The organism is Pseudoglutamicibacter cumminsii, from assembly GCF_003143995.1.
Classification (GTDB): Bacteria; Actinomycetota; Actinomycetes; order Actinomycetales; family Micrococcaceae; genus Pseudoglutamicibacter; species Pseudoglutamicibacter cumminsii_B.
Genome location: NZ_QFWG01000001.1, coordinates 158,365 through 181,954, shown reverse-complemented (window position 1 = coordinate 181,954; position 23,590 = coordinate 158,365). Strand labels below are relative to the sequence as shown.

21 protein-coding genes are annotated in these 23,590 nt (G+C 60.1%); 8 read left to right on the top strand and 13 right to left on the bottom strand.

Features of this window, described 5'->3' with window-relative positions:
• The first annotated feature begins 127 nt into the window (after positions 1-127).
• Positions 128-2,794: an aminopeptidase N gene (pepN, locus tag CAY35_RS00860; RefSeq protein ID WP_181377431.1), complete on the top strand. Its 2,667-nt coding sequence runs from the start codon at positions 128-130 to the stop codon at positions 2,792-2,794.
• 154 nt (positions 2,795-2,948) lie between these two features.
• On the opposite strand, the gene CAY35_RS00855 is transcribed toward pepN, so the two are convergent.
• The 5 genes from CAY35_RS00855 to CAY35_RS00835 all read right to left on the bottom strand — a co-directional run bounded on the left by CAY35_RS00855 (position 2,949) and on the right by CAY35_RS00835 (position 7,365).
• Complete coding sequence (locus CAY35_RS00855; RefSeq protein WP_109302919.1) at positions 2,949-3,767, bottom strand: hypothetical protein; 819 nt, start codon at positions 3,765-3,767, stop codon at positions 2,949-2,951.
• A 354-nt stretch (positions 3,768-4,121) separates the two neighbouring features.
• Complete coding sequence (locus tag CAY35_RS00850; protein ID WP_109302918.1) at positions 4,122-5,216, bottom strand: lipoate--protein ligase family protein; 1,095 nt, start codon at positions 5,214-5,216, stop codon at positions 4,122-4,124.
• A 107-nt stretch (positions 5,217-5,323) separates the two neighbouring features.
• Positions 5,324-5,581, bottom strand: a complete 258-nt coding sequence (locus CAY35_RS00845) for a type B 50S ribosomal protein L31 (protein ID WP_109302917.1) — start codon at positions 5,579-5,581, stop codon at positions 5,324-5,326.
• Between the two features lie 186 nt (positions 5,582-5,767).
• A complete protein-coding gene (locus tag CAY35_RS00840) occupies positions 5,768-6,565 on the bottom strand; it encodes a sulfite exporter TauE/SafE family protein (protein WP_109302916.1) in 798 nt (265 codons plus the stop codon).
• 14 nt (positions 6,566-6,579) lie between these two features.
• Positions 6,580-7,365 (bottom strand): ABC transporter ATP-binding protein, encoded by a 786-nt coding sequence (locus CAY35_RS00835; RefSeq protein WP_109302915.1) that lies wholly within the window; start codon positions 7,363-7,365, stop codon positions 6,580-6,582.
• A gap of 290 nt (positions 7,366-7,655) precedes the next feature.
• Here CAY35_RS00835 and CAY35_RS00830 point away from each other — a divergent pair, with 290 nt between their 5' ends.
• Both CAY35_RS00830 and CAY35_RS00825 read left to right on the top strand, forming a co-directional pair.
• Entirely contained in the window at positions 7,656-8,381 is a 726-nt protein-coding gene (locus CAY35_RS00830; protein WP_309136509.1) for an HAD family hydrolase, read from the top strand.
• Positions 8,382-8,507: 126 nt separating this feature from the next.
• Entirely contained in the window at positions 8,508-10,286 is a 1,779-nt protein-coding gene (locus tag CAY35_RS00825) for a VanW family protein (protein ID WP_109302914.1), read from the top strand.
• Positions 10,287-10,384: 98 nt separating this feature from the next.
• Here the strand turns inward: CAY35_RS00825 and CAY35_RS00820 are convergent, their stop codons facing one another.
• Together CAY35_RS00820 and CAY35_RS00815 are read right to left on the bottom strand one after the other, a co-directional pair.
• A complete protein-coding gene (locus CAY35_RS00820) occupies positions 10,385-11,143 on the bottom strand; it encodes an SDR family oxidoreductase (RefSeq protein ID WP_109302913.1) in 759 nt (252 codons plus the stop codon).
• Positions 11,144-11,197: 54 nt separating this feature from the next.
• A complete protein-coding gene (locus CAY35_RS00815) occupies positions 11,198-11,944 on the bottom strand; it encodes a beta-ketoacyl-ACP reductase (RefSeq protein ID WP_109302912.1) in 747 nt (248 codons plus the stop codon).
• Positions 11,945-12,100: 156 nt separating this feature from the next.
• Here CAY35_RS00815 and CAY35_RS00810 point away from each other — a divergent pair, with 156 nt between their 5' ends.
• Genes CAY35_RS00810 through CAY35_RS00800 form a run of 3 tightly spaced genes read left to right on the top strand, consistent with a single transcriptional unit; the run spans position 12,101 to position 13,830 of the window.
• Positions 12,101-12,550 (top strand): DUF3099 domain-containing protein, encoded by a 450-nt coding sequence (locus CAY35_RS00810; protein WP_109302911.1) that lies wholly within the window; start codon positions 12,101-12,103, stop codon positions 12,548-12,550.
• Between the two features lie 17 nt (positions 12,551-12,567).
• Positions 12,568-12,864, top strand: a complete 297-nt coding sequence (locus tag CAY35_RS00805) for a hypothetical protein (protein WP_181377430.1) — start codon at positions 12,568-12,570, stop codon at positions 12,862-12,864.
• The gene (locus CAY35_RS00800; protein WP_109302910.1) at positions 12,865-13,830 is read left to right on the top strand and encodes an SURF1 family cytochrome oxidase biogenesis protein; all 966 of its coding nucleotides are present in this window, start codon (positions 12,865-12,867) and stop codon (positions 13,828-13,830) included. It abuts the gene before it with no gap.
• A gap of 35 nt (positions 13,831-13,865) precedes the next feature.
• Here CAY35_RS00800 and CAY35_RS00795 read toward each other — a convergent pair whose 3' ends face one another.
• The 6 genes from CAY35_RS00795 to CAY35_RS00770 form a co-directional block, all read right to left on the bottom strand.
• A complete protein-coding gene (locus tag CAY35_RS00795; protein WP_109303062.1) occupies positions 13,866-15,467 on the bottom strand; it encodes an ABC-F family ATP-binding cassette domain-containing protein in 1,602 nt (533 codons plus the stop codon).
• A 152-nt stretch (positions 15,468-15,619) separates the two neighbouring features.
• Positions 15,620-15,949: a metal-sulfur cluster assembly factor gene (locus CAY35_RS00790; protein WP_109302909.1), complete on the bottom strand. Its 330-nt coding sequence runs from the start codon at positions 15,947-15,949 to the stop codon at positions 15,620-15,622.
• Positions 15,950-15,955: 6 nt separating this feature from the next.
• A complete protein-coding gene (gene sufC, locus CAY35_RS00785) occupies positions 15,956-16,711 on the bottom strand; it encodes a Fe-S cluster assembly ATPase SufC (RefSeq protein ID WP_109302908.1) in 756 nt (251 codons plus the stop codon).
• 32 nt (positions 16,712-16,743) lie between these two features.
• Entirely contained in the window at positions 16,744-18,039 is a 1,296-nt protein-coding gene (gene sufD, locus CAY35_RS00780) for a Fe-S cluster assembly protein SufD (RefSeq protein ID WP_109302907.1), read from the bottom strand.
• Position 18,040: 1 nt separating this feature from the next.
• Entirely contained in the window at positions 18,041-19,501 is a 1,461-nt protein-coding gene (sufB, locus tag CAY35_RS00775) for a Fe-S cluster assembly protein SufB (protein WP_101630099.1), read from the bottom strand.
• A gap of 248 nt (positions 19,502-19,749) precedes the next feature.
• Positions 19,750-20,580 (bottom strand): helix-turn-helix transcriptional regulator, encoded by an 831-nt coding sequence (locus CAY35_RS00770; protein WP_109302906.1) that lies wholly within the window; start codon positions 20,578-20,580, stop codon positions 19,750-19,752.
• Between the two features lie 174 nt (positions 20,581-20,754).
• Between CAY35_RS00770 and CAY35_RS09910 the strand changes: the two genes are divergently transcribed.
• Together CAY35_RS09910 and CAY35_RS00755 are read left to right on the top strand one after the other, a co-directional pair.
• Complete coding sequence (locus CAY35_RS09910; protein WP_309136508.1) at positions 20,755-22,497, top strand: ABC transporter ATP-binding protein/permease; 1,743 nt, start codon at positions 20,755-20,757, stop codon at positions 22,495-22,497.
• Between the two features lie 87 nt (positions 22,498-22,584).
• Positions 22,585-23,547, top strand: a complete 963-nt coding sequence (locus CAY35_RS00755) for a COX15/CtaA family protein (protein ID WP_109302905.1) — start codon at positions 22,585-22,587, stop codon at positions 23,545-23,547.
• Positions 23,548-23,590: the final 43 nt, after the last annotated feature.

Sequence of the window (23,590 nt, the reverse complement as noted above, 5' to 3'; positions counted from 1 at the left end):
TGGTTGCTGAGGCGAATGCATGACGAGCGTGGCCTGTTCCGCGGAGTCATCCGGTCCACTGGATTACTCTGTGGTACAGGCCACGCTCAGTTAAGGGTAAATGTGAAAAAAGTGCTTGAATATGCACATGACTAATCTGCGTCCCGCCAACGAAAACCTGTCACGGAGCGAGGCCCAGCAGCGCTCGCGCACCGTGAAAGCACAGACCTACCAGTTGCACCTGAACTTCATGAGTGCGGTGAGTGAGAAGCCGACCCATTTCGGCCTCACCACTACGCTGCAGTTCACAGCAGTTGCTGGTTCTGAGACCTTCCTCGACTACGTCGACGGCATCGTTGAGCAGATTACCCTCAACGGCCGCGAGATTGCGGTCGACGATGCGGTTGATGGCGCACGCATCTACCTGCGGGGCCTCGAAGCCGAGAACACGGTGACGATCCGCTCGAAGTCCGCTTACTCTCGCTCGGGTGAAGGCGTCCACTACTTCAAGGACCCAACCGACGGCCAGGTCTACCTCTACTCCCAGAACGAGCCAGCGGACTGCCGCCGCATCTACCCGTGCTTCGATCAGCCGGATCAGAAGGCGCGTTTCAGCGTCTCCATCACGGCGCCAAGCGACTGGCATGTGGACGCCAACGGTTCGCTCGAGGCTACTGAAGATCACGGCGACGGTAGCGCAACCCGCTCCTTCACGACAACCGAGCCGATGTCGACCTACATCACCACGTTCCTCGCCGGGCCGTACGCAACCTGGCAGGACCACTACAACGGAACCACCGCATCGGGCGTTGATGTCTCCGTTCCGCTGCAGTTGGCGTGCCGCGCATCCATCGCAGGGCACCTCGACCACGAGGAACTGTTCACGCTCACCAAGCAGGGGCTCGACTGGTTCCACACCCACTTCGACTACGCGTACCCGTGGGGCGACTACCACCAGGTTTTCGTGCCGGAGTACAACCTCGGCGCGATGGAGAACCCGGGCCTCGTCACGTTCACGGAGGCCTACGTTTTCACCTCCGCGCCGACGCTGGCTCAGCACGAGGGCCGTGCGAACACACTCATGCACGAGATGTCCCACATGTGGTTCGGCGACCTCGTGACCATGACGTGGTGGGATGACCTGTGGCTCAAGGAGTCCTTCGCGGACTACATCGGAACGCTCGTTGTTGACGAGGCGACCCGCTTCACTACCGCGTGGACCACATTCGCCTCGCGCCGCAAGGGCTGGGCCTACACCCAGGACCAGTATCCGACGACCCACCCGATCATGGCCGACATCGTTGACCTTGAAGCCGCGGATCAGAACTTCGACGGCATCACATACGCAAAGGGCGCTTCAGTTCTGAAGCAGCTCGCTGCTTACGTGGGCCAGGAGGCGTTCCTGCAGGCATCGCGCACCTACTTCCAGCGCCACGCGTGGGGCAACACGACCCTCGATGATTTCCTGGTGATCCTCTCCGAGGCGTCCGGCCGCGACATGCAGGCGTGGGCCGAGGCGTGGCTCAACACGTCGGGGCCGTCGAGCCTATGGGTTGAAACGGAAACGGATTCCGATGGGGTTATCACGTCCGCTGTTGTGAAGCAGCAGGGCACGGACCCGGTTACCGGCAAGGATGTCGTGCGCCCGCAGGTTCTGAATGTTGGCTTGTTTGAGGCCGGCGAGGGCGCGGATGCTGAGGCAGCTGAGCAGGTTGCTGAGCCTGCGCGGTTGGTTGAAGCGTTTGAGGTTCGACTTGAGGGTGAGTCCGCTCCGGTACCTGAGTTGGTGGGCCGCACTTTGGTTGAGGGCCGTAGCGCCCTGCTGCCGAACCAGGGTGACCTGACGTACGCAAAGGTACGCCTCGAGGGCGATTCGCTTGATGTCGCGTTGACGGTTGGCTTGGATTCCGAGCTGGACCGCGCAACGGCTCTTGCTGCCGCGTGGAACATGACCCGCGACGGCGATCTGCCGGCGGAGCGTTTCATCGATGGCGTTGTCGCGAACTCCGCGCTGATCGATGATTCCGGCGTTTTGGCAACCGTTCTGGGGCAGGCAGGTGTTGCGGTTCGCGGCTACACGACCAAGCAGCAGCGCACCGAGATCGCTCAGCGCTGGCTCACGTTTCTGCTGACTCAGGTACTTGAAGAAGAGCTCGGGTCTGACCGCCGCCTCGTGTTCACTCGTTCGCTGCTGTACACGGCAGCTCGCGTCGCTGAGCTTCCGGAAGGGCTGCTCGACGTGGTTGAGTCCTGGCTTCAGGACAAGGACACCCTCGGCGAAGAGCTGACGTGGGCTTCGCTGGTCGCGCTCGCTGCGCATGGGCGCGCCACCGCTGAAGACATCGAGGCTGAGCACCGCCGCAAGCCGACTCAGGAGGCTGCACGTGGTTTGCGCGAGGCGCTTGCCGCCCGGCCGGATGTCGATGTCAAGAAGGAGACCCGCGCGAACGTGTACGTCGGCAAGGAATCGGATGGCACCGTGCTCTCCAACGATTACCTGCAGGCATACGCTGACGGTCTGGGCATCGATCCGGCCGGTAAGGATCAGCCTGAACCGGCAGAGTACTGGGAGGGGATCGAGGGCGTGTGGTCTTCGATGTCGCAGGGCCAGGCGACCCGCGTTGTTGAGGGCCTCTTCCCTGGCGCGGTTGAGCTGACCGACGGTGACCGCGAGTCCAACCCTGAGATCGTGCGGGCACGCACATGGCTCAATGACTCTCAGGACGCCCCTGCCGCGTTGCATCGCCTCGTGCTTGAAGAGCTCGACGATGCCGAGCGTCGTCTTGCAGCACAAGCAGCTAGCTCGAATGCCTAGAAAACAGACGCCTAGTACAACACAGACGCCTACTACAACTAGGGGCTAGTACAACAGGGGCTAGCACAGCCTCTCTCACATAAAATCGTGGGCACGACACCAAGTGTTGGTGTCGTGCCCACGATTTTATGTGGCACTTCCGCGGTGGAAGCGTTTAGTTGGTTCCTGGCTTGGTTCCTGGCTGGTCAACGAGCTCCGAGCAGTCTCCAGCCAAGATTTCTTCCAGGCCTTGATCTGCCTTGAGTGCTGATTTGTCGGCGTTGATCAAAGCGTCTTTGATTTCTTCGTTATTTGCCGGTGGGTATCCGGCGTCTTTGGCCTGCATGAGGTTGTTGAGTCCGGCCTGCGTAGCATCACGGCCCTCGCCATTGACGTTGCGGGCCGTCTGAAGAAGCTTGACGACCGTTGAGAGGTCGCTCAACTTTTCGTTGTAGGCGCCGGTTGCCTCGGCAACCGCATCGGCGGCCTTCTTCTTGGCCTTCTCAGCTTCTTCGCCTGAGATCTCGTCCTTCTTTTCCTTCTCTACGATCTCTTTGTAGGCCTTTGTGGCAACATCCAGCTCCGCCTTGGCCTTCGATACCGCGGCGTTCAGCTTCTCGATGCTTCCGTAACGGTCTTCAGCGATGAGAAGGGCTGAGGCAGCCAATGTCTTGGCGGCTTCGCTTTTCTCTTGCGAGAGCTCGATGTTTTCCTTGAGATCAGCCGAATAGTCGTTGGACTGGTAGTCATCGGCTTCGAGGTTTTCGTCCGCTACTTTGAGATTGCCCAGCGTGGCTTCGATGTTCTGCTGAACGGTGAGGAACTGCGTGTTGGCATCCGCGAAGCACGATGCGGCTGTTGGTTCCGCCTTCGGTGTTGCGGTGTGCGCGGGGCTTGCGGTGGCTGTTCCGCCGAGCGCGAGCCCGCCGATGAGTAGTCCGGTTGCTGTTGCTGTTGCAATGTTCCTTACGGTTTTCACAAGAACCTCCAACATGTTGCGTTCCAGCGGTTGCTGGTTTACCTAGATGAATCGTGTTCTAGACGAACCGTGCCGTTGATGAGGCACGTTTTGTTCGGTTTTCTTGTGTACTTTCCTTGCAACAGACCCGGGGGTGCTGGTTCCCGTTTGCGGGACGCCGGCTTCCGGGCCCGGTGTTTTTAACGGTAAGCAGATCGTGTAGCGGATCGACAGTGATTTTATTTTCCGCATTGCTTAGAAGCGGAGCTTTATTCGTTTTAATGCGCGTGTTCTCGGGGCTAAAACCGTTCGTGGCCACCACCGGATGATCGGTGCTGGCCACGAAAAAGTTAGCTTATGTCAAGCTGGCGATGCTCTGCGGCAAACGAACTACGGCAAACGAGCGGTCCACTCTGGGTCTTGGAACTTGGACTCAGCGAGGTTCCGCGCCTCAGCCAACGTCTCCTCATCCAATTTCACGCGACGCGCACCATACTTGCGCTCGAACGTGCTCATCATGACTTCAAGGATCTCTTGGCGCGGAGTGTTTCCGGTCTGCCGTTTCAGCGGATCGACGCGCTTCTTCGCGGACGCAATCCCCTTATCAGAGATTTTCTCGCGTCCAATCCGCAGAACTTCCATCATCTTTTCAGCGTCAATGTCATAGCTCATCGTCACGTGATGCAACAGACCGCCACCTGCCAAACGTTTCTGCGCGGCACCGCCGATCTTCCCCTGATCCGTCGCAATATCGTTCAGCGGTACATAGTGCGCTTCGACACCAAGCTCACGCAGCGCCTCCATGACCCACGCATCCAAGAACGGATACGAATCCGCGAAGCTCATCCCATCAACCAACGTCGCTGGCACCGTGAGCGAATACGTCACGCAGTTACCTGACTCCATGAACATCGCACCGCCACCACTGATGCGGCGCACCACCGTGACGCCATGCTTTTCAGCAGCCGCCGCATCGACCTCATTGCCTAGTGACTGGAAAGAACCGATCACCACAGCCGGCTCATTCCACTCCCATAAACGCAGCGTCGGCTTACGCTTCCCGGCAGCGACCTGCCGCGTCAAAACCTCGTCGAGAGCCGTATTCCACGAAATCGGGTACGCAACCGGCTCAAGAACCTCCCACTCATGGTCAGCCCACGTCGTCGCGTGCCCCAACGCGCGCCGCACCGCGGTGGCAACGGCGTGCGCGTCAAAGCCGAACATGACCGCATCCTCACGCACGCCAGCTTCAACAGCCTCAACGATCGAAGAATGGATAGCATTCGCGCCCAGACCCTCGAGCGAACGGTTGATATCTGCCAACGCCTCGTCAGGTTCAAGGAAGAAATCACCGTTGATCATCGCGCGCTCAATGCGCTCCCCCGCCACCGCGAGGTCCGCCACCACGAGCTTGCCTCCAGGGACCTTGTACTCGCCGTGATGAGTAAACTCCGGTTTCTGATTGCTGTTCACGATGCTGCTCATGTTTATAGCCTACGCCGACATGCAGAAGGGGCTGGCACCCGTTGGTGCCAGCCCCTTCGATCGAAGCGCTACACGATGTGAGCGCAACAAATCTTGCGATGCAGAGTTTAGCGCTTGCCGCCAAAGCCCTTGAAGCGCTGGTTGAAGCGCTCCACACGACCAGCGGAGTCCATAATGCGCTGCTTACCCGTGTAGAACGGGTGCGATGCCGCGGAGATTTCAACGTCAACAACCGGGTAGGTGTTGCCGTCCTCCCACTCGATGGTCTTGTCGGAAGTCATGGTCGAGCGAGTCAAGTACTTCTCGCCGGAAGCCAGGTCACGGAAAACGACCGGCTCGTACGTTGGGTGAATTTCAGCCTTCATGTATCTGCACCTTTAAAGTTCTAGTGCGCCTGGATTTTGCCAGTCGCGATGGTTTCGGTGGCGTTCAGGCACGCGCACGTGCGTGAACAGCTTTACAAGTCTACATGGTCAACCGGCAGATAGCACACTGAGCCGCGCGCGTCGCGTCTCCGTGTTCCGGTTATGCTTGCGCGCTTCCCGTGATCCCTACGCGAAAAGCTTGTACCCCATCGACACAACGGCAACCAGACCAATCACCACGATGGTGCCACGCAAAACCGCGGGAGAAAGCTTGCGGCCCACTCGCCCACCAATCCAGCCGCCCAGGGTCGAACCAGCCGCGACCATCAACACAACCGGCCACGAAATCCTGTCCCACGCGAACACCAAATAACTCAGCGCGGCCACAACGTTGACGACCAACGTCAAAACAACCTTGAGCGCATTCGACTGTTGCAGCGAACCAAACAGCATCACGCCGAAAATCGCGAACAGAATCACGCCCTGTGCCGCAGTGAAAAACCCGCCATAGGTTCCCGTGAGGAAGACCAGCACGTACAACAGCGGCGACAACTGCTGGTGGTCCGGGGTACGCAATTGCGTCGAGCCGGCGCGGGCCTTAACTGCGGCAGAAAGCCGCGGCTGAAAAATCACCAGGACAAGAGCAAAAACAATGAGCGCGGGAGCAACCCAATCGAATACGTCATCCGGAACGTTCAGAAGCAACGCCGCGCCACACAGTCCACCCACAAGCGATGCCGGAAGTAAACGCAGAAACGTGCGCGGAACCGTCTTGAGCTCTTCGCGGTAACCATAGGCCCCAGAGAAACCGCCGGCCACCAACCCCATCGCGTTGGAAACCACCGCGTTCACTGGATTCATGCCCATCGAAACCAGTACAGGGAACGTCACCAGCGTACCGGAACCCACAACAGTGTTAATGGTCCCGGCCCACAAGCCAGACAAAAAAATTAAAGCGAGCTGCCAGAGCTCCCACTCACCCACTAGCCCACCAGCTTCTAGCGAGCGAACGCGCTAAAGCGACCCTGTTCAGTCCGGGTCAGCGTGACATCCACGCCGAACGTCTTCTTCAGGTTCTCTTCCGTGAGAGTCTCATCCAGCGGGCCCTTCGCCGTCACTTCGCCGTCTTTGAGCATCAGGACGTGCGTGAAACCCGGAGGGATCTCCTCAAGATGGTGCGTCACCAAGATCAGCGCTGGCGCATACGGGCTACGCGCGAACTCCGCCAAGCGCGACACCAAATCTTCGCGTCCACCCAAGTCCAAGCCGTTACCCGGCTCATCCAGCAGCATCAGCTCAGGATCAGTCATGAGGGCCCGAGCAATCAGAACACGCGCCTTCTCGCCGCCAGACAGCGTCGCGAACCGGCGTGACATGAGCGTGCCCGCGCCCCATTCCTGCAACAGCTGGAACGCGCGACGCTCGTCTTCCTTGTCATAGTGTTCGCTCCAACGGCCCGTCATACCGTAAGCCGCTGACACCACAAGGTCCAGCGCCTGCTCACGCTCACGCACCATCGCAGCAACAGAGTTCGACGCGAGCCCGATCGATGGTCGCAAATCTGCAACGTTGACGCGCCCCAAGCGCTCGCCCAGGATGTCGACGGTGCCCGCCGACGGGAACAGCTGCGTCGCCGCGATCTTCATCAACGTCGTCTTGCCCGCACCGTTCGGACCCAACACAACCCAGCGCTGGTCGTCCTTCACCTGCCAATTAACATCCTTCAGCAGGTACTTCCGGCCACGCCACAGGCTGACATTTTCCAGGTTCAAAACGGAGCTCATGCACACCACTTTAGGACACATCGGCGTCATTCTTGCGCCATGGATGGGCAACATCTGCTCAATATTCGAAACAATGCAACTATGAGCACTCCTCGCACATCCAAGCCCACCGTGTTTCTCGTCGCGCCAACGGACTCTGTTGCGGCTGCACGCACGCAGGTTGCTGACCTGCTCGGGAAACTACTGGAATCCGAATGCCCCGCACCCCACACCGCGCCAGACCTTGCCGCCACGGCATGGACTCTGACGCACGACGACGCGGTCGCCGTTGCGCGCGATCGCTTGCGTGAGTGGGCTGCCAAGGAAGGCGAAGCTGGAGCGGCCGGCACTACCGGCGCAGCGTGCGCTTGGGCCGCGTGGACGAGTGCAGAAATGGCTGCTTGGAACGCACCCGCCGGCGCGATCGTGACCGACGTCGATTCAACGCTGATCGAACAAGAAGTCATCGAAATGCTCGCCGCGCATGTGGGACTCGAAGACCAGGTTGCCGCGGTGACCGAACGCGCGATGCGGGGCGAGCTCGACTTCGAACAAAGCCTGCGCGAACGTGTCGCGGTGCTCAAAGGGCTCTCGGCCGACGTCATCGAAGACGTCGCAGGAAAACCACCCCAACTGCCGGGGCTGACAAACTGATCGACGCTGCTCACCAGCGCGGCTGGAAAGTCTACGCCGTCTCCGGCGGATTCCAGCAGATCCTCGACCCGCTCGCGGAACGGCTTGGCCTCGACGGAGCCGTTGCCAACCACCTCGAAATCACCGATGGCGCACTCACCGGCCGCGTGACCGGCGCGGTCATCGACCGCCAAGCCAAAGCCACCCATCGCGCGCAATGGACTTCCGATAACCAGATCCCTTCGTTAGGGCTCGGCGACGGCGCCAACGACATCGACCTACTAACAACAGCAACCGGAGGTCTCGGCTTGCAGCCCAAACCAGCTCTCCGGGCCGTTGCCAGCGGAACCCTCTCACTGCGTCGCCTGGATGCCGTAGCGGCGCTGCTCGGATGGGATCTATAGAGAGCTAAACCACAGTCCAAGCCCGCAAGCCGCCTCTATAAAACATATGAAAAGCCTTAGAATGTTGGGAGCGCTTCACCAGCATTCAAACAGGTGCACTTCCGAGCGCACTGCAGAAGGGTATTCATGGACGCACAGCTTGGGCCGGACGAGACCGCCGCACAAGAGCAGTCTTCACCTCAGCCAGCCAACCGCCGCGCACGCAAAAAGCGTGCCGAAAAGCGTAAGCGTGGCGGGCTGATCGCAACGTCCATCACCGGCGGAGTCCTCCTGCTCGCCGGCGCCGCCTACGTCGGATCCGCGTGGTACACATCGGACAAGCTGCCTGCGAACCTCACTGTCAGCGGCATCGACATTTCCGGTCTCTCCACTGATGAGGCCGCCGTCAAGATCGACAAAGAGCTCGGTAGCAAACTCAACGAGGACCTCACCCTCACCGCAGGTAACGCAACGACTAAAGTCACGCCGGCAAAGGCCGGCATCGGCATCGACACCAAGGCAACCCTCGAAGAACTTTCTGGCTGGAGCTGGAACCCTAAGACCATCATCGAACGCTTGAGCGGTTCCCAAGAAGTCTCGATCAAACAAACAATCGATGAAAAGCCACTGAAGAAGAAGGCGACAGAAGTCGCCGAAGCCCTCACAACCGATCCGGTCGAAGGCAAAGTCAACCTGACCGAAAACGGCCCGGAATTCACCGAACCGGAAAACGGCCACAAAGTGAGCGAAGAGCTCGCGCGCACCAGCATCACCAAGAACGCGTTCGCGGCCAAGCGGTCAGTCTCTGTTGATGCAAAGGTCGTTGACCCACAGGTCAGCACCGACAAGTGGAACGAGTTCATCGATACGACCGTAGAGCCATACCTTTCCGGCCCAGTCACGGTCAAAGCCGGCGATGAAACCGCGGAACTGAGCGTCAAAGACCTCAGTAAGGCCACCGTCGTCGAAGTCAAGGACTCGACCCCACAGCTGAAAACCGACGATGACGCGCTTAAGTCCGCGGTCGAGTCATCGAACTCCAAGCTTCACTCGACGGCCCAGAACGCAAGCCTCAAGCTCGTCGGTAGTGGAGCAAACGCGAAAGCCGAGATCGTTCCAAGCAAAACCGGAAAAGGGCTGGACGCCAAAGAGCTCGGCGAGAAGGTCCGTGAAGCCGCCAAGTCCACGTCTGACCGCACCGCGACCGTGACCCTCACGACGCAAGAGCCGACCGTGACAACGGCGGACGCGAAGAAGTGGAAGGTCACAAAAGTCGCCGAATTCGCGACCCCTTATCCATACGATCCGACACGTACCAAGAACCTCGTAGCCGGTTCGAAGCGCATCAACGGAAGCGTGATCGAACCAGGCGAGTCCTTCGACCTCGCCCAAAAATTCGGTCCAGTGACCGAAGCCAACGGCTATTACTCATCGGGCGTAGTGGTCAACAGCGTGTCGACCAAGGCCGTCGGCGGCGGGCTTTCCCAGATCGCAACCATGGCCTACAACGCGGGCTACCTTGCGGGCATGGACATCGAGGCATGGAGGCCACACAACCGCTGGTTCGACCGCTACCCAGCCGGCCGCGAGTCCACGTACTGGGAAGGCTCGATCAACGTCAAGTGGAAGAACAACACCAAGGCACCGGTCGTGGTCGCGATATGGCTCGCCGATAACAAGGTTCACACCGCCGTGTATGGCCACAAGACATGGGACGTCAAGACCTCAACCAGCGACTTCTACAACTACACGGACGGCCCGACCATCACATCCAATGACCCTCACTGCATCCCAGAATCCGGCGGTAAGAAAGGGTTCACCGTGGATGTGAGCCGAACCCGAACCAACGTCGAAACCGGCGAAGTGCTCAAAGACTCCCAAACCACCCGCTACGACGGCTGGCCGAAAGTCACCTGCAAAGGCTAGCCGCGGCTAGCACTGCTGATCGAATAAGCACAGATAAGCGGAGGGGACCACATCATACGATGTGGTCCCCTCCGCTTATCAGTCCTTACGCGAAAGCGTTACAGAGTGAATCCTTCGTCGAGGAAGCCCTTAGCGCCGCCCACGTATTCGGTGTGCATGTGTTCGACGTCGTCCATCGCCATGCGGGCGACCTCTTGCGCGAACTCAGCAACCGAGTACAAGCGACCCGCTTCCTCGCGGCGAGCCTCGATCGCTCCCGGCTCGACGCGGTCCAGCAACGTTGCTGTGATCGTGCCTTCGATCATGTCACCCGAAACCACGACGAACGTGATGTCAGCTTCGGCGAATTCGTGTTCCCGCTCGCGCAAGGCCGTCTCGCCGGCACGCTTCGACTTCGCAACCATTTCGTAGGCAGGCAGCGTCGGATGGGTCTCGATGAAGTGCGCCTGGTTGCTCGTTACGAACACGACGCGGCCGCCCGGACGGATCGCAGGGAACGCAGCATCCAGCATGCCGACCTGAGCGTCACGGTTCAGACGCATCGCGTAGTCTTCCCCGCGGTCGGTCTCCATGCCGCCCGATGCGTTGAGGACAAGGATGTCGAGGTGGCCGAAGTTGTCTACCGCAGCCTTGACCAGAGCCTCGCGGTCCTCCGCGACAGTCAAGTCAGCCTTGACGGCGACTGCGCTGCCGCCGGCTTCCTCAATCGCCTTAACAACTTTGTTCGCGCGAGGAGCCTTATCGCGGTAGTTCACCACTACAGCAGCGCCTTCAGCCGCAAGGAGCTTTGCGGTATCGGCGCCGATCCCACGGCTAGAACCAGTGACAATCGCTACCTTGCCTTCAAGCTTGGACATGCAAACCTACTTTCACTCAAAACATCTACAATCAAGATCAACAACAACGTGAGCCTAGTGGCCCATGCCCAGACCGCCGTCGACAGGGATCACGGCACCCGAGACGTAACCGGCATCCTCGGAAGCCAGCCACATAGCAACCTTCGCAACCTCTTCAGGGGACGCGAAACGGCCAGCAGGGATCTGCTGCTTGTACTGCTTCTTCAGATCCTCATCGAGGGCATCCGTCATGTCCGTCTCAATGAATCCCGGAGCAATCACGTTCGCGGTGATGCCACGGCTACCCAATTCGCGGGTCACAGACCGAGCGATACCCACGAGCCCCGCCTTCGACGCGGAATAGTTGACCTGGCCCGCGCCACCCAGCAAACCAACAACCGAAGAAATAAGGATCACACGGCCGAACCGAGCCTTAACCATGCCCTTGGTTGCTCGCTGAACAACACGGAACGCGCCAGTGAGGTTCGTATCAACCACATCGGTGAAGTCTGACTCGCTCATGCGCATCAACAGCGTGTCACGAGTAATACCAGCGTTAGCGACCACCACAGTGATCGGGCCGAGCTTCTCCTCAACCTCCGCCATCGCGGCATCAACGCTCGCGCTATCAGTCACATCGGCCTTAACCGAAAGGATTCCGTCCACCGGAGCCGGCGTCGACCGCGTCGTCACCGCAACCTGGTAGCCAGCCTCAAGGAACTGCTCGGCAATCGCCAAACCGATTCCCCTATTACCACCGGTCACCAAAACAGTGCGTGCAGGCGTTTCAGTGGTTTTCGCGGTCGCGGCGCTCGCGCTCATGTATCTCCTCGAGCAATCCAGGGCACGCCGCCAGTGGGCAGCGTGCTTAAGCCAAATTGATGTACATGCCCAGTCTACCGAGTGTGACGCAACCTACCGCGAGTCGACAACACGCGTGAAGCCGCATCGAACGAGTGGGAGTCCATAATAGAAAAGATGGCTAAAAAAGAAGCGACCGCCCCAGCGGAGTACTCGATCACCGACGCGCAAGAGGCAGCGTCGCTTGAGGCACGCCATCGCCACCGCATGTACGCGCTCAAAATGACGTTGCGCGTGATCTGCTTCCCGCTCGGCGGCATCCTCGCCTACTACGTGAACATATGGCTCGGTCTCGGACTTCTGGTCTTCGCGACCATCATCCCGTGGTTCGCCGTCGTGAGCGCCAACGCAATCCAGCCCTCAAGCACCGTTGACCCAACCTGGGCCGATAAACAAGCGCCCACAGAGTTGCCGACTAGCTACGTCGACGCCAGCACTCGCGCCGCAGGCGATGACAACGCATCTGAGCAAGTCATCCAGATTCACAGCGAACAGCATCAACGCGCGCAATCTGGCAATGCTGACTCCAGCGGAAGCGAATCCAGCGCCAGCGAGGGGCGGGCCTAACGATGGATGTGCTCGGAATGCTTTCAAACGGCCAGGCCAACGATGCCTCAGGCGCGGGCCGTTCGGACGCTCCGTTGAAGTGTTCACGCAAGGGCTGCAAGGCCGACGCGACTCACGTTCTGGAATGGAACAACCCTAAGGTTCACTCCCCCGAGCGCCGCAAGCAGTGGCTCGCGTGCGACGAGCATCTCGAATACCTCAGCAAGTTCCTCAGCGCCCGAATGTTCCTCAAAAACGTCGTCCCCGTCGACCAGCTCAACACGCCAGCAGATCCGCGCGCAGACCAGCCAGCAGAACACAGTGAGGAGTCCTAGATGTACAAGTTCTTAGCCTCCACGCGTTGGATCGGCTGGCTTCTGATGGTCATGTTCTTCGCCGCGATCTGCGCGGGCTTGAGCTGGTGGCAGTGGGACCGGCGAGCCGAGGTCGCCCAAACGAACCGGCTCATCGAACAGAACTGGAACGCTACCCCGGTAGAACTGAAACCGGACAGCCCGTGGCTTGATTCCCTTCCCGAAGACAAGCAGTACACCCCGGTTAAGCTGACCGGTCGCTACGTTTCAGACAAGCAACTGTTGGTGCGTATGCGTTCCGGTAACGGCCGGGTGGGCATGGAGCAGCTCGTTCCCTTCGAAACCAACGAGGGCTTCATCATTGCCGTCGACCGCGGCTGGCTACCCAACGGAGACGGCCCGGATCAGCGCCCCGAAAACATCCCCGCTCCCCCGGAAGGCGAGGCCACCATCGTGGTCCGCTTGGTCCGCGGAGAGCCGGACATTGGACGTGACGCGCCCGAAGGCCAGATCTCGTCCGTGGATCTGGTGGGTGCCGCCAAGATGACTGGCGTGGATATAGCGCCTGGTGCGTACGGATGGTTGGCTTCCGAGGACCCGCAGGCTGAGACGCCCGCGCTTCTTCAGGAACCTTCCGAAGACGAAGGCATGCACTGGTCTTATGCGTTGCAGTGGATGGCTTTCGGTCTGTTGTTCTTCATCGGTTTCGGTTACGCGGCGCGGCAGCAAGCCAAGATCAACGCCGAACGTAAAGAAGCGCAGGCCCGTATTGCCGATGGTGCAGACGGCGATGGCGCAGGCGGTTCAGAGCCGATGTTCCAGGCGCGCCGGGTGACTCAGCAGAAGCGTCGCCGTCCACGCCGCGATGGCTCGGCTCACGATGAGGACGTCGAAGACGCGTACCTCGATGCGCAGGGTTACGAGGATGAGACGCCTCTGGCCGAGCCCCAGCGTGAAGACCACACGTGGATGTCGGATAAGACCTAGATCTCGAGCAAGTCCAAACCGAGGCTTGGCCGCCGCTAAGCCAGCGATACGAGCTCGAGGTAGTCGTCGTTGAAAAGATCCTCGGTGCCGTCCGGCAAGAGCAGGACGCGTTCCGGATTGAGGGCCGCGACCGCCCCCTCGTCGTGAGACACCAGAATGACCGCGCCTTCGTACGTGGCCAAGGCACCAAGAATCTGCTCGCGCGAGGCCGGGTCAAGGTTGTTGGTCGGCTCATCCAAAATCAGAACGTTTGCATGTGAGGCCACAATCATCGCCAAAGCGAGTCGCGTCTTTTCGCCACCTGAGAGCACGCGGGCTGGCTTGTCCACGTCGTCTGCGGAGAACAAGAACGAACCCAGGATCGAACGCACCTGGGCATCCCCGAGGTGGCTCGGCGCGGTGCGGCGCATGTTCTCAAGAACGGTCTTGTCACCGTCGATCGTGTCGTGTTCCTGCGCGAAATAGCCAATCTTGCAACCATGCCCATACACGACCTGCCCCGAGTTCGGTTCGTCAACACCTGCCAGGAGTCGCAGCAGCGTCGTCTTACCGGCACCGTTGAGTCCCAGCACCACCACACGGGAACCACGATCCACCGCAAGGTCCAAGCCCGTGAAGATCTCGAGCGAACCGTAGGAGCGGCTCAAACCCTCGGCAGAGATCGGAACCTTGCCGCACGGTGCAGGGTCGGGGAATCGCAGGGCCGCAACCTTGTCCGCTTGCCGCTCAGGCTCGATCCCCCGCAGCATGCGCTCGGCACGTTTGATCATGGATTGCGCAGCAACAGCCTTGGTCGCTTTCGCGCGCATCTTGTCGGCCTGAGCCAAAAGTGCTGACGCTTTCTTTTGAACGTTAGCGGCTTCACGCCGGCGGGCACGCTCATCGGTTTCGCGTTGCTCGAGGTACTTCTTCCACCCGAGGTTGTACTGGTCGATCGTGGCCCGGTTCGCGTCCAGGTGGAACACCTTATTCACGACAGCCTCCAGAAGGTCGGTGTCGTGGGAAATGATCACGAAGCCGCCTTCGTAGGCCTGAAGGAATTCACGGAGCCATACGATCGAGTCAGCATCCAGGTGGTTAGTCGGCTCATCCAACAGCAACGTGTCGGCTTGTGAGTACAAGATGCGTGCAAGCTCGACGCGACGGCGCTGACCACCCGAAAGGGTTCCAATCGGTTGCGCCAAAACTCGTTCTGGAAGGTCGAGGTTGTTACAGATCGTCGCGGCTTCCGATTCGGCTGCGTAGCCGCCCGCCGCAAGGAACTGAGCTTCGAGGCGGTCGTAACGGCGCATCGCCTTCTGAGCCACAGCCGGGTCATCGCTAGCCATCTGCGACTGCGACTCCCGCAACTGCGTGATGACGTTATCGAGCCCACGCGCCGAGAGGATGCGGTCGCGCGCGAGCTGCTCCATGTCGGGAAGATGCGTGTCCTGCGGAAGATACCCGATCTCACCGCGACGTTCGATCGTGCCATCGCTCGGCAGAGCCTGGCCTGCCAGAACCTTCGTCAACGTCGTCTTGCCTGCACCGTTGCGGCCCACCAGGCCGATCTTGTCGCCGCGATCAACCCTGAACGAGACCTCGTCCATGAGCAGACGCGCGCCAACGCGCAGCTCAACATTGTCCACGGAAATCAAGAAAACCCCTCGCAAAGGCGGAAAACGAACTTTCCCATTCTACCCGTGCGCCCGTCCGTAGCAGCCCCTTAACGCAGTGTGGGGTTGAGTACGTGTAAGTACTCAACCCCACACGGGAGCACATCAGTGCAAACCCTTAGCTGGCGGATCGCCTAGATGTTGAATCCGAGCGCACGCATCTGGTCGCGGCCGTCTTCGGTGATCCGTTCAGGACCCCACGGTGGCATCCAGACCCAGTTGACGCGGTATTCGTCAACCATCGTGCCGATCGCGGACTGAATTTGGTCCTCAATCACGTCGGACAGTGGGCAGGCTGCCGTGGTCAACGTCATGTCGATCACGAGGGCGCCTTCGTCGTCGTAGGCCATGCCGTAAAGCAAGCCCAGGTCAACGACGTTGACTCCAAGCTCGGGGTCAATGACCTCGTGCAACGCCTCGGTGATGTCCTCGACAGGAGTCAGGTTGCTTTCCGTCTCAGCCATACAGGATCACGCCTTGGCGAGGTACTTATCGTACCCCTCTTCTTCAAGCTTCTCTGCGAGCTCTGGGCCACCCTCGTCAACCATATGGCCGTCAACGAACACATGCACAAAGTCAGGCTTGATGTAGTTCAGGATGCGGGTGTAGTGCGTAATCAGCATGACGCCCATGTTGTTGTTCTCCTGAACGCGGTTCACGCCTTCAGAGACGATGCGCAACGCGTCAACGTCGAGGCCCGAGTCGGTCTCGTCGAGGATCGCGTACTTCGGCTTGAAGAGCTCCATCTGAATGATTTCAGCGCGCTTCTTCTCACCGCCAGAGAAGCCTTCGTTGATGTTGCGGTTTGCGAACTCTGGGTCCATCTTGAGCGCTTCGAAAGCACCCTTGACGTCCTTAGCCCACGTGCGCAGCTGAGGTGCCTCGCCGTCGAGCGCGGTCTTTGCGGTGCGCAGGAAGTTCGTCATCGTGACGCCCGGTACCTCAACTGGGTACTGCATCGCGAGGAACAGGCCAGCCTTAGCGCGCTCGTCAACCTCCATCTCCAGGACGTCTTCGCCGTCGAGGGTGATGGAGCCGCCGGTCACGATGTAGGAAGGGTGGCCAGCGATGGTCGCTGCGAGCGTGGACTTACCAGAGCCGTTCGGGCCCATGATCGCGTGAGTTTCGCCTGGCTTGATGGTCAGGTTTACGCCCTTGAGGATTTCCTTGAAACCCTGATCGGTCTCGATGCCGACCTTCAGGTCTTTGATTTCAAGAGTAGTCATGAAAAGTCGTTTCTCCTTGTGAGAAGTGAAGGTCAGTTATCGTTGACGGCCAGCTCGGCCTCGATGGTCGCGTTGAGGGAATCCTCAATCTCTGGAACATCGATCTTCTGGATGATTTCGTTCAGGAAGCCACGGACCACCAGGCGGCGTGCCGTCTTCTCGTCGATGCCGCGGGCCATGAGGTAGAACAGGTGCTCGTCGTCGAAGCGACCCGTCGTAGCTGCGTGGCCTGCGCCTTCGATGACACCGGTCTCGATCTCGAGGTTCGGTACCGAGTCTGCGCGTGCGCCTTCCGAAAGCACGAGGTTTCGGTTGGCTTCGTAGGTCGTGGTGCCTTCACCAGCAACCGGGATGAGGACGTCGCCAACCCAGACGGAGTGTGCTCCGTCGCCCTGCAACGCGCCCTTGTAGAGGGCGTCGGAGGTGCAGTTCGCGGATGCGTGGTTGATGAACAGGCGGTGTTCCTGGTGCTGGCCGGCGTCGGTGAAGTACAGGCCGTACACGTAGGCTTCGCCGCGTTCACCGTCGAAACGTACCGACGGGGTCAGGCGGACGAGGTCGCCACCGAAGGTCACAACAACGTGCTTGAGCTTCGCTTCAGCGCCGATGCGTGCCTGCATGTTCGCGGCGTGAACGGCGTCGTCTTCCCAGTTCTGTAGGGAGACGATGGTCAGCTCAGCGCCGTCCTTGATGTCGTATTCGACGTGCTGGGTCAGAACAGCCGAGCCGACGTGGTCGAACACCACGGTTGCTTTGGCGCCTGGCTCTGCCACTACGGTGATGTGCTGGCCGGCTGGATCGCTGTGTTCACCGTGCAGGGTCAGCTTGGTCACGAGGCCGTCGGTTTCCGCTGGAACGGTCACGAGCTCGACCTGCTTGGCAGCTGAGTATGCGTTAGCCGAGAGGCGGTCTTCTGGTTCCATGAAGGAAACAGCCGCGTGGTCCTGCGCAACCTGTTCGATGCGGACCTCGCCTGTGCCTGCGAGTACCTCTTGGCTCAGGCTTGGCGCTGAGCCGGTGAGCTCATCCTTGTGGAGGCCCTTGAGACGGCGCAGTGGCGTGAAGCGGAAGTCCTCTTCGCGGCCGGTCAGCTGCGGGAAGTCCTCAACATTGAAGCTCGTGGCGCGGCCAGCTCGCGAGGTGTCGTTAGCGCTAACCTGGCCAGCATGTGCCCCGCCGTGCGAGTGGCTCTTCACGGCGTCGCCGCCGATAGGGCTGCCGCCCTGAGCCTGATCAGCGTTCATCGGTGAAAGGTCTTCGCCTTCCTCCGTGAAGCCCGCGATCAGTGGTGCGCCCTGCGGACGCTGTGTGGAAGTCGTCTCAGACATATCAGCCAACAGATCCTTCCATCTGAAGTTCGATTAGACGGTTGAGTTCAAGCGCGTACTCCATCGGGAGCTCACGCGAGATCGGCTCGACGAAGCCGCGAACGATGAGCGCCATGGCCTCGTCTTCTGGGATACCGCGTGCCATGAGGTAGAACAGCTGGTCTTCGGAAACCTTGGACACGGTTGCTTCGTGCCCCATCTGCACATCGTCCTCGCGGATGTCGATGTACGGGTAGGTATCCGAACGCGAGATCGTGTCGACCAGCAACGCATCACATTCGGTGTTGTTCTTGACACCGTGCGCACCTTCGCGAACCTGAACCAGGCCGCGGTAACCGGAACGGCCACCGTTACGTGCAATCGACTTAGCGACGATCGAGGACGACGTGTTCGGTGCGATGTGAACCATCTTGGAGCCGGTGTCCTGGTGCTGGCCAGCGCCTGCGAACGCGATGGACAGAGTCTCGCCGCGTGCGTGCTCGCCGGTCAGGTACACGGCCGGGTACTTCATGGTGACCTTGGAACCGATGTTGCCATCGACCCACTCCATGACGGCGCCTTCTTCGCATACAGCGCGCTTGGTCACGAGGTTGTACACGTTGTTCGACCAGTTCTGGACGGTCGTGTAACGAACGCGTGCGCCCTTCTTCGCGATGATCTCAACCACAGCGGAGTGCAGGGAGTCCGACTTGTAGATCGGAGCCGTGCAGCCTTCGATGTAGTGAACGTAGGAATCCTCGTCAGCGATGATCAAGGTGCGCTCGAACTGGCCCATGTTTTCCGTGTTGATGCGGAAGTAGGCCTGAAGAGGGATCTCGACGTGGACGCCCTTCGGGACATACACGAACGAGCCACCGGACCATACTGCGGTGTTGAGCGCCGCGAACTTGTTGTCACCCGCTGGGATGACGGTGCCGAAGTACTCTTCGAAGAACTCCGGGTGCTCCTTCAGCGCGGTATCGGTGTCAAGGAAGATGACACCCTGCTCCTCGAGATCCTCGCGGATCTGGTGGTACACAACCTCGGACTCGTACTGTGCGGCAACACCCGCGACGAGGCGGTTGCGTTCCGCTTCAGGGATGCCGAGCTTTTCGTACGTGTTGCGGATGTCTTCCGGAAGGTCTTCCCAGGTCTGCGCCTGTCCTTCCGAAGCGCGGACGAAGTACTTGATGTTGTCGAAGTCGATGCCAGAGAGGTCTGGACCCCAGGTTGGCATTGGCTTGCGTTCAAAGTACTTCAGTGCGCGCAGACGCCTGTTCAGCATCCATTCGGGTTCGTCCTTCTTCGCCGAGATCGAACGCACGCGGTCCTCGTCGAGACCACGTTCCGCGTCCTGTCCGGCGGCGTCAGAGTCAGCCCAACCGTATTCGTAGTTACCAATACCCTCGAGTTCCGGGTTCGCCTCGAGGATTTCGGCGATTACACCTGGATCCTTTGCGCTAGGCGCCTGTTGATCCGTCATCGCGTCCTCTTCTCTGCTGGCACTCGCCAGCGTCGGGTCACTGATGTTTACCCCACGGCCACATGTGTGTTCGCATGGGATGTTGACTCACATGAGTTCTCTACTGCCGTGTAACGGTGACATTGTCTGCTTTATTCCAGGCCGCAACCCTCACGACAGAATTACAGTACTTAACTGTTGCGTTATTCGATATTGGCGTCAACTAAGCCGAACCTCAGTTCGCAGCCGGCACAAAGGACTCACCGGTTCTACTTGCCAACCTGCGGACGACGCGGCCCGGCGATGCGTGTGACCTTCTCACGCGCCCCCTTGCCTTTCTCCTTGAGAGCCGGAGCTCCACGATCAAGTGGCACGTGCGTCGTGCACACATGGCCACCCGACGCCATCGTTGACAATCTGCGCACATCCACGCCCAGAACCCGCTGGAACATCTCCGTTTCCGCATCGCAGATCGCGGGAACAGCCGCGGCGATATCAACTAACGGACAGTGGGCCTGACAGATCTGCTTAGCGCTCATCGATGTCCGGCCCGCAGTAATCGAAACATCGCGAGTAAAGCCCATATAGCCGTCGGCCGCGAGAGCCCGAGCCAGCGCCTCAATACGCTCCGCCCCCTTCTCGGAGCCCTCAAGCATCGCCGTGTAGCGGGCTTCCTGCTCTGCGGCGAGTTCACGAGCAAAATCCTCAACCGCACGCTCCCCACCCAACGCGTACAAACGTTCAATAGCCTTGACCGCAACATCCGCATTGCGGGAACCCCACTGAGACTGCCCCTGGGGATTCACCACATAATGACGCGCGGGCCGGCCAGCGCGCGAAGGCTTACGGCCCATGTCCTTGACTTCAATGAGGCCTTCTTCTTCAAGCTTGTCAAGGTGACGGCGGATCGCGGCAGCAGTGTGCCCGAGCTCCTTACCTAGCTTGGCCGCTGTGATCGGGCCGTTCACCATCACGCTGTGCAGTACACGATCACGCGTTGATTCTTCCGGCCCCAGTTCCGGGCCCAGCTGCGGCTCATATTCAGCGGCACTTTCTCGCTGGGCGCGATCAACACCATCATCGAAGGACTCGCCAGACATGAACGGATGCCGCCTTTCCTCGGGTGATCATCTCCTCGAGTTGTGTTCCTCTCGAGTCGTTTTCTCCAGGAGCGATACAGCTCAACTGGAAAAACTCACTTGTCCACCATCGTAACCAGTCAAACCACTGACCCGAGTGAGTGAAGCGCACGAATGGCTCGATACGATATCAACGTGGCCCAAAACAATTCACCCCAAGTTTCCGCGCCCGAAACACGGACGGCGGACATCGCCCTCGAGGTTTCGGGGCTTACGAAAACTTTCGGTTCGAAAACCCGCCCCATCAAGGCGGTTCAAGGTGTGTCCTTCACCGCCGCTCGCGGGCAGGTGACTACCCTGCTCGGAACGAACGGCGCCGGCAAATCAACGACCCTTGCCTGCTGCCAAGGCCTACAAAAGCCCGACGCCGGAAAGATTTCTCTGCTGGGCCAGAACCCGTGGGGCGCGCCGGCCACATTGCGCTCCCGCGTAGGCGTGATGTTGCAAGACGGTGGACTACCGCCAGCACAAACCCCGCTACGTCTGCTCAAGCACGTTGCCGGCCTGTTCCAGAATCCACGTCCCTTGCCCGAACTCATGGAACAGCTCAACATCGCGCACCTCGCGCGCCGCTCCATCCGGCGCCTCTCCGGTGGCGAGAAACAGCGCGTTTCACTCGCGATGGCGATGCTCGGAAGGCCCGAAGTACTCTTCCTCGATGAGCCTAGCGCGGGGCTTGACCCGCAATCGCGTCTGCTTGTCTTCGACATCATCAAAGAACTCACGAGCGATGGCGCGGCGGTTATCCTCACGACCCACTTGCTCGAAGAGGCCGAACGACTCTCCGATTACATCCTCATCATGGACCGGGGACGTGTCGTAAAGCAGTCGAGTGTCTCTGATCTCTTGGACGCCGATGCAACGGCGAGCCTCACGCTCACCCTCCCCGAGGCCGTTGACCTCGCACGCTTCCTCGACCAAGGCGGCGTGCACCTCACCGCAACAGGCACACGACCAGGTACGTGGACCATCGACGATGTGACGACTCCCCAACAGCTACGCGAACTAGCTTCCGCACTCGAAAAGGCCAACCTCATGCCCACGAGCATGCACCTTGGTCGGCGTAGCTCGAAGACGTTTTCCTTGAGGTCGCATCACAAACCACTGAAGGCGAGGCCTGACATGAGCACAACTGCAAGCCTTCCGGCCCCCGCGCTCACCCGGGTCCTGCGCCATGCCGGCTATGAAACCCGGATCATCGTGACCAACGCGGAGCAGCTTCTGGTCTCCCTCATCCTGCCGCTGCTCGCGCTTGGGGCCTTGACCACAACATCGGTGCTCGACGGCATCGCGGACACCCGCATCAACGCGGCAACCCCGGGCGTTCTTGCACTCGCACTCGTGAGCGTGGGCTTCACTGGGCAAGCGATCCAAACCGGCTTCGACCGCCAGTACGGCGTGTTGCGAGCTTTGGCTACGACTCCCCTCGGCAAGTCAGGGCTCATCCTCGGCAAGATCACGGCCGTCGCGCTTGTCGCTTTGTTGCATGTGGCCGTACTCAGCATCGTCGCGGTGTTCCTCGGATGGCAACCAAAAGCAACCTTCGGATGGGCTGTTCTCATCGGGGTTCTTGGCGTCATCACATTCACCGCGCTGGGCCTGCTGATCGCCGGAACCGTGCGAGCACAAGCAACGCTAGCCATCACTAACATCGGCCTCGTTCTGATCGCTGCGATCGGTGGCGTCCTCATGCCCCTGACCCGACTGCACGATGCGCTCGCTGGCCTCGTACAGCTCTTGCCTTCCGCAGCGCTCGGCGAAGGGATGCGCGACGCCCTCGCACACGGCCACATCAACATCCAAGCCACGATCGTGCTCGCCGTATGGGCCGTGATCCTCGTCGCGGCCGCAATCCGCAACTTTAAATGGGAGAATTGACGATGCGGCATTGCACATCTCGATGATGGGCCTGCCCCATTCGAGCCCACAACTGAACTTCCCACCAAGCCCCGGAAAGGAACCGTCATGACAGCGACCACCTCGTCGCCAACTCAGCCAACTGGCGCACAAGCCAGCGGCTACCAGCCGGTGACGAAAACCGCTCACGGACTAGCGATCGCTTCCCTGATCTCGCAGATCGGGATCATCGTGACCGGTGGTGCCGTCCGGTTGACTAAGTCCGGCCTCGGTTGCTCCGAGTGGCCCAGGTGCACGCCCGAAACCATGACCCCTACCCCCGAAATGGGTATCCACGGTCTCATCGAGTTCGGTAACCGCACCCTGACCTTCGTGCTCGCCGCGATCGCAGTCTCGATGATCGTTGCCGCGTGGCGTTCCCGCAAGGCACACACGAATATCTTCGTGCTGTCCTGGGCGCTTCTTGGCATCATCCCGGCTCAGGCCGTAATCGGCGGCATCACCGTGCTCACCAAGCTCAACCCCTGGGTCGTCTCGCTGCACTTCCTCGCATCAGCCGCGTGCGTGGCTCTCGCGGTTCTGCTCGTCAACCGCACCGGCCGCGCCTACCGCAACCCAGACATCGAAAGCTCCGTGGCCCTCAAGGAAAACGTGCCGTTCACTCCGCAGCCAGTGTTTGGTCCACTGCGCGTGATCGCAGCGACTGCGTGGGCTATAGCCGCTTGGGTTATCGTGATGGGAACTACCGTGACCGGTACCGGCCCGCACGCAGGTGACGAAAGCGCGCCAAGACACACGTTCAACGCCCTCGTCGTGACTCGGATGCACACCATCCCCGTCTACGCGATGACGTTGCTGATCATCGTTGGCCTTGTCATTGTGATGCGCCGCAACATCGCGAGCCTCAAGAACGCCTATCTCATGGCGATCGGTGTGATCCTCATCCAGGCAGGCATCGGCTACTGGCAGCACTTCTCAGGCCTGCCCATCGGCCTGGTTCTGGCGCACATGCTCGGCTCCGCACTACTGATCAGCGCCGTGACCAACGTGTGGGACCGCACCGTCAACTAGCCAGCACCAGACGCACGGCAACACAAGCCAAGCGAAACCCAAC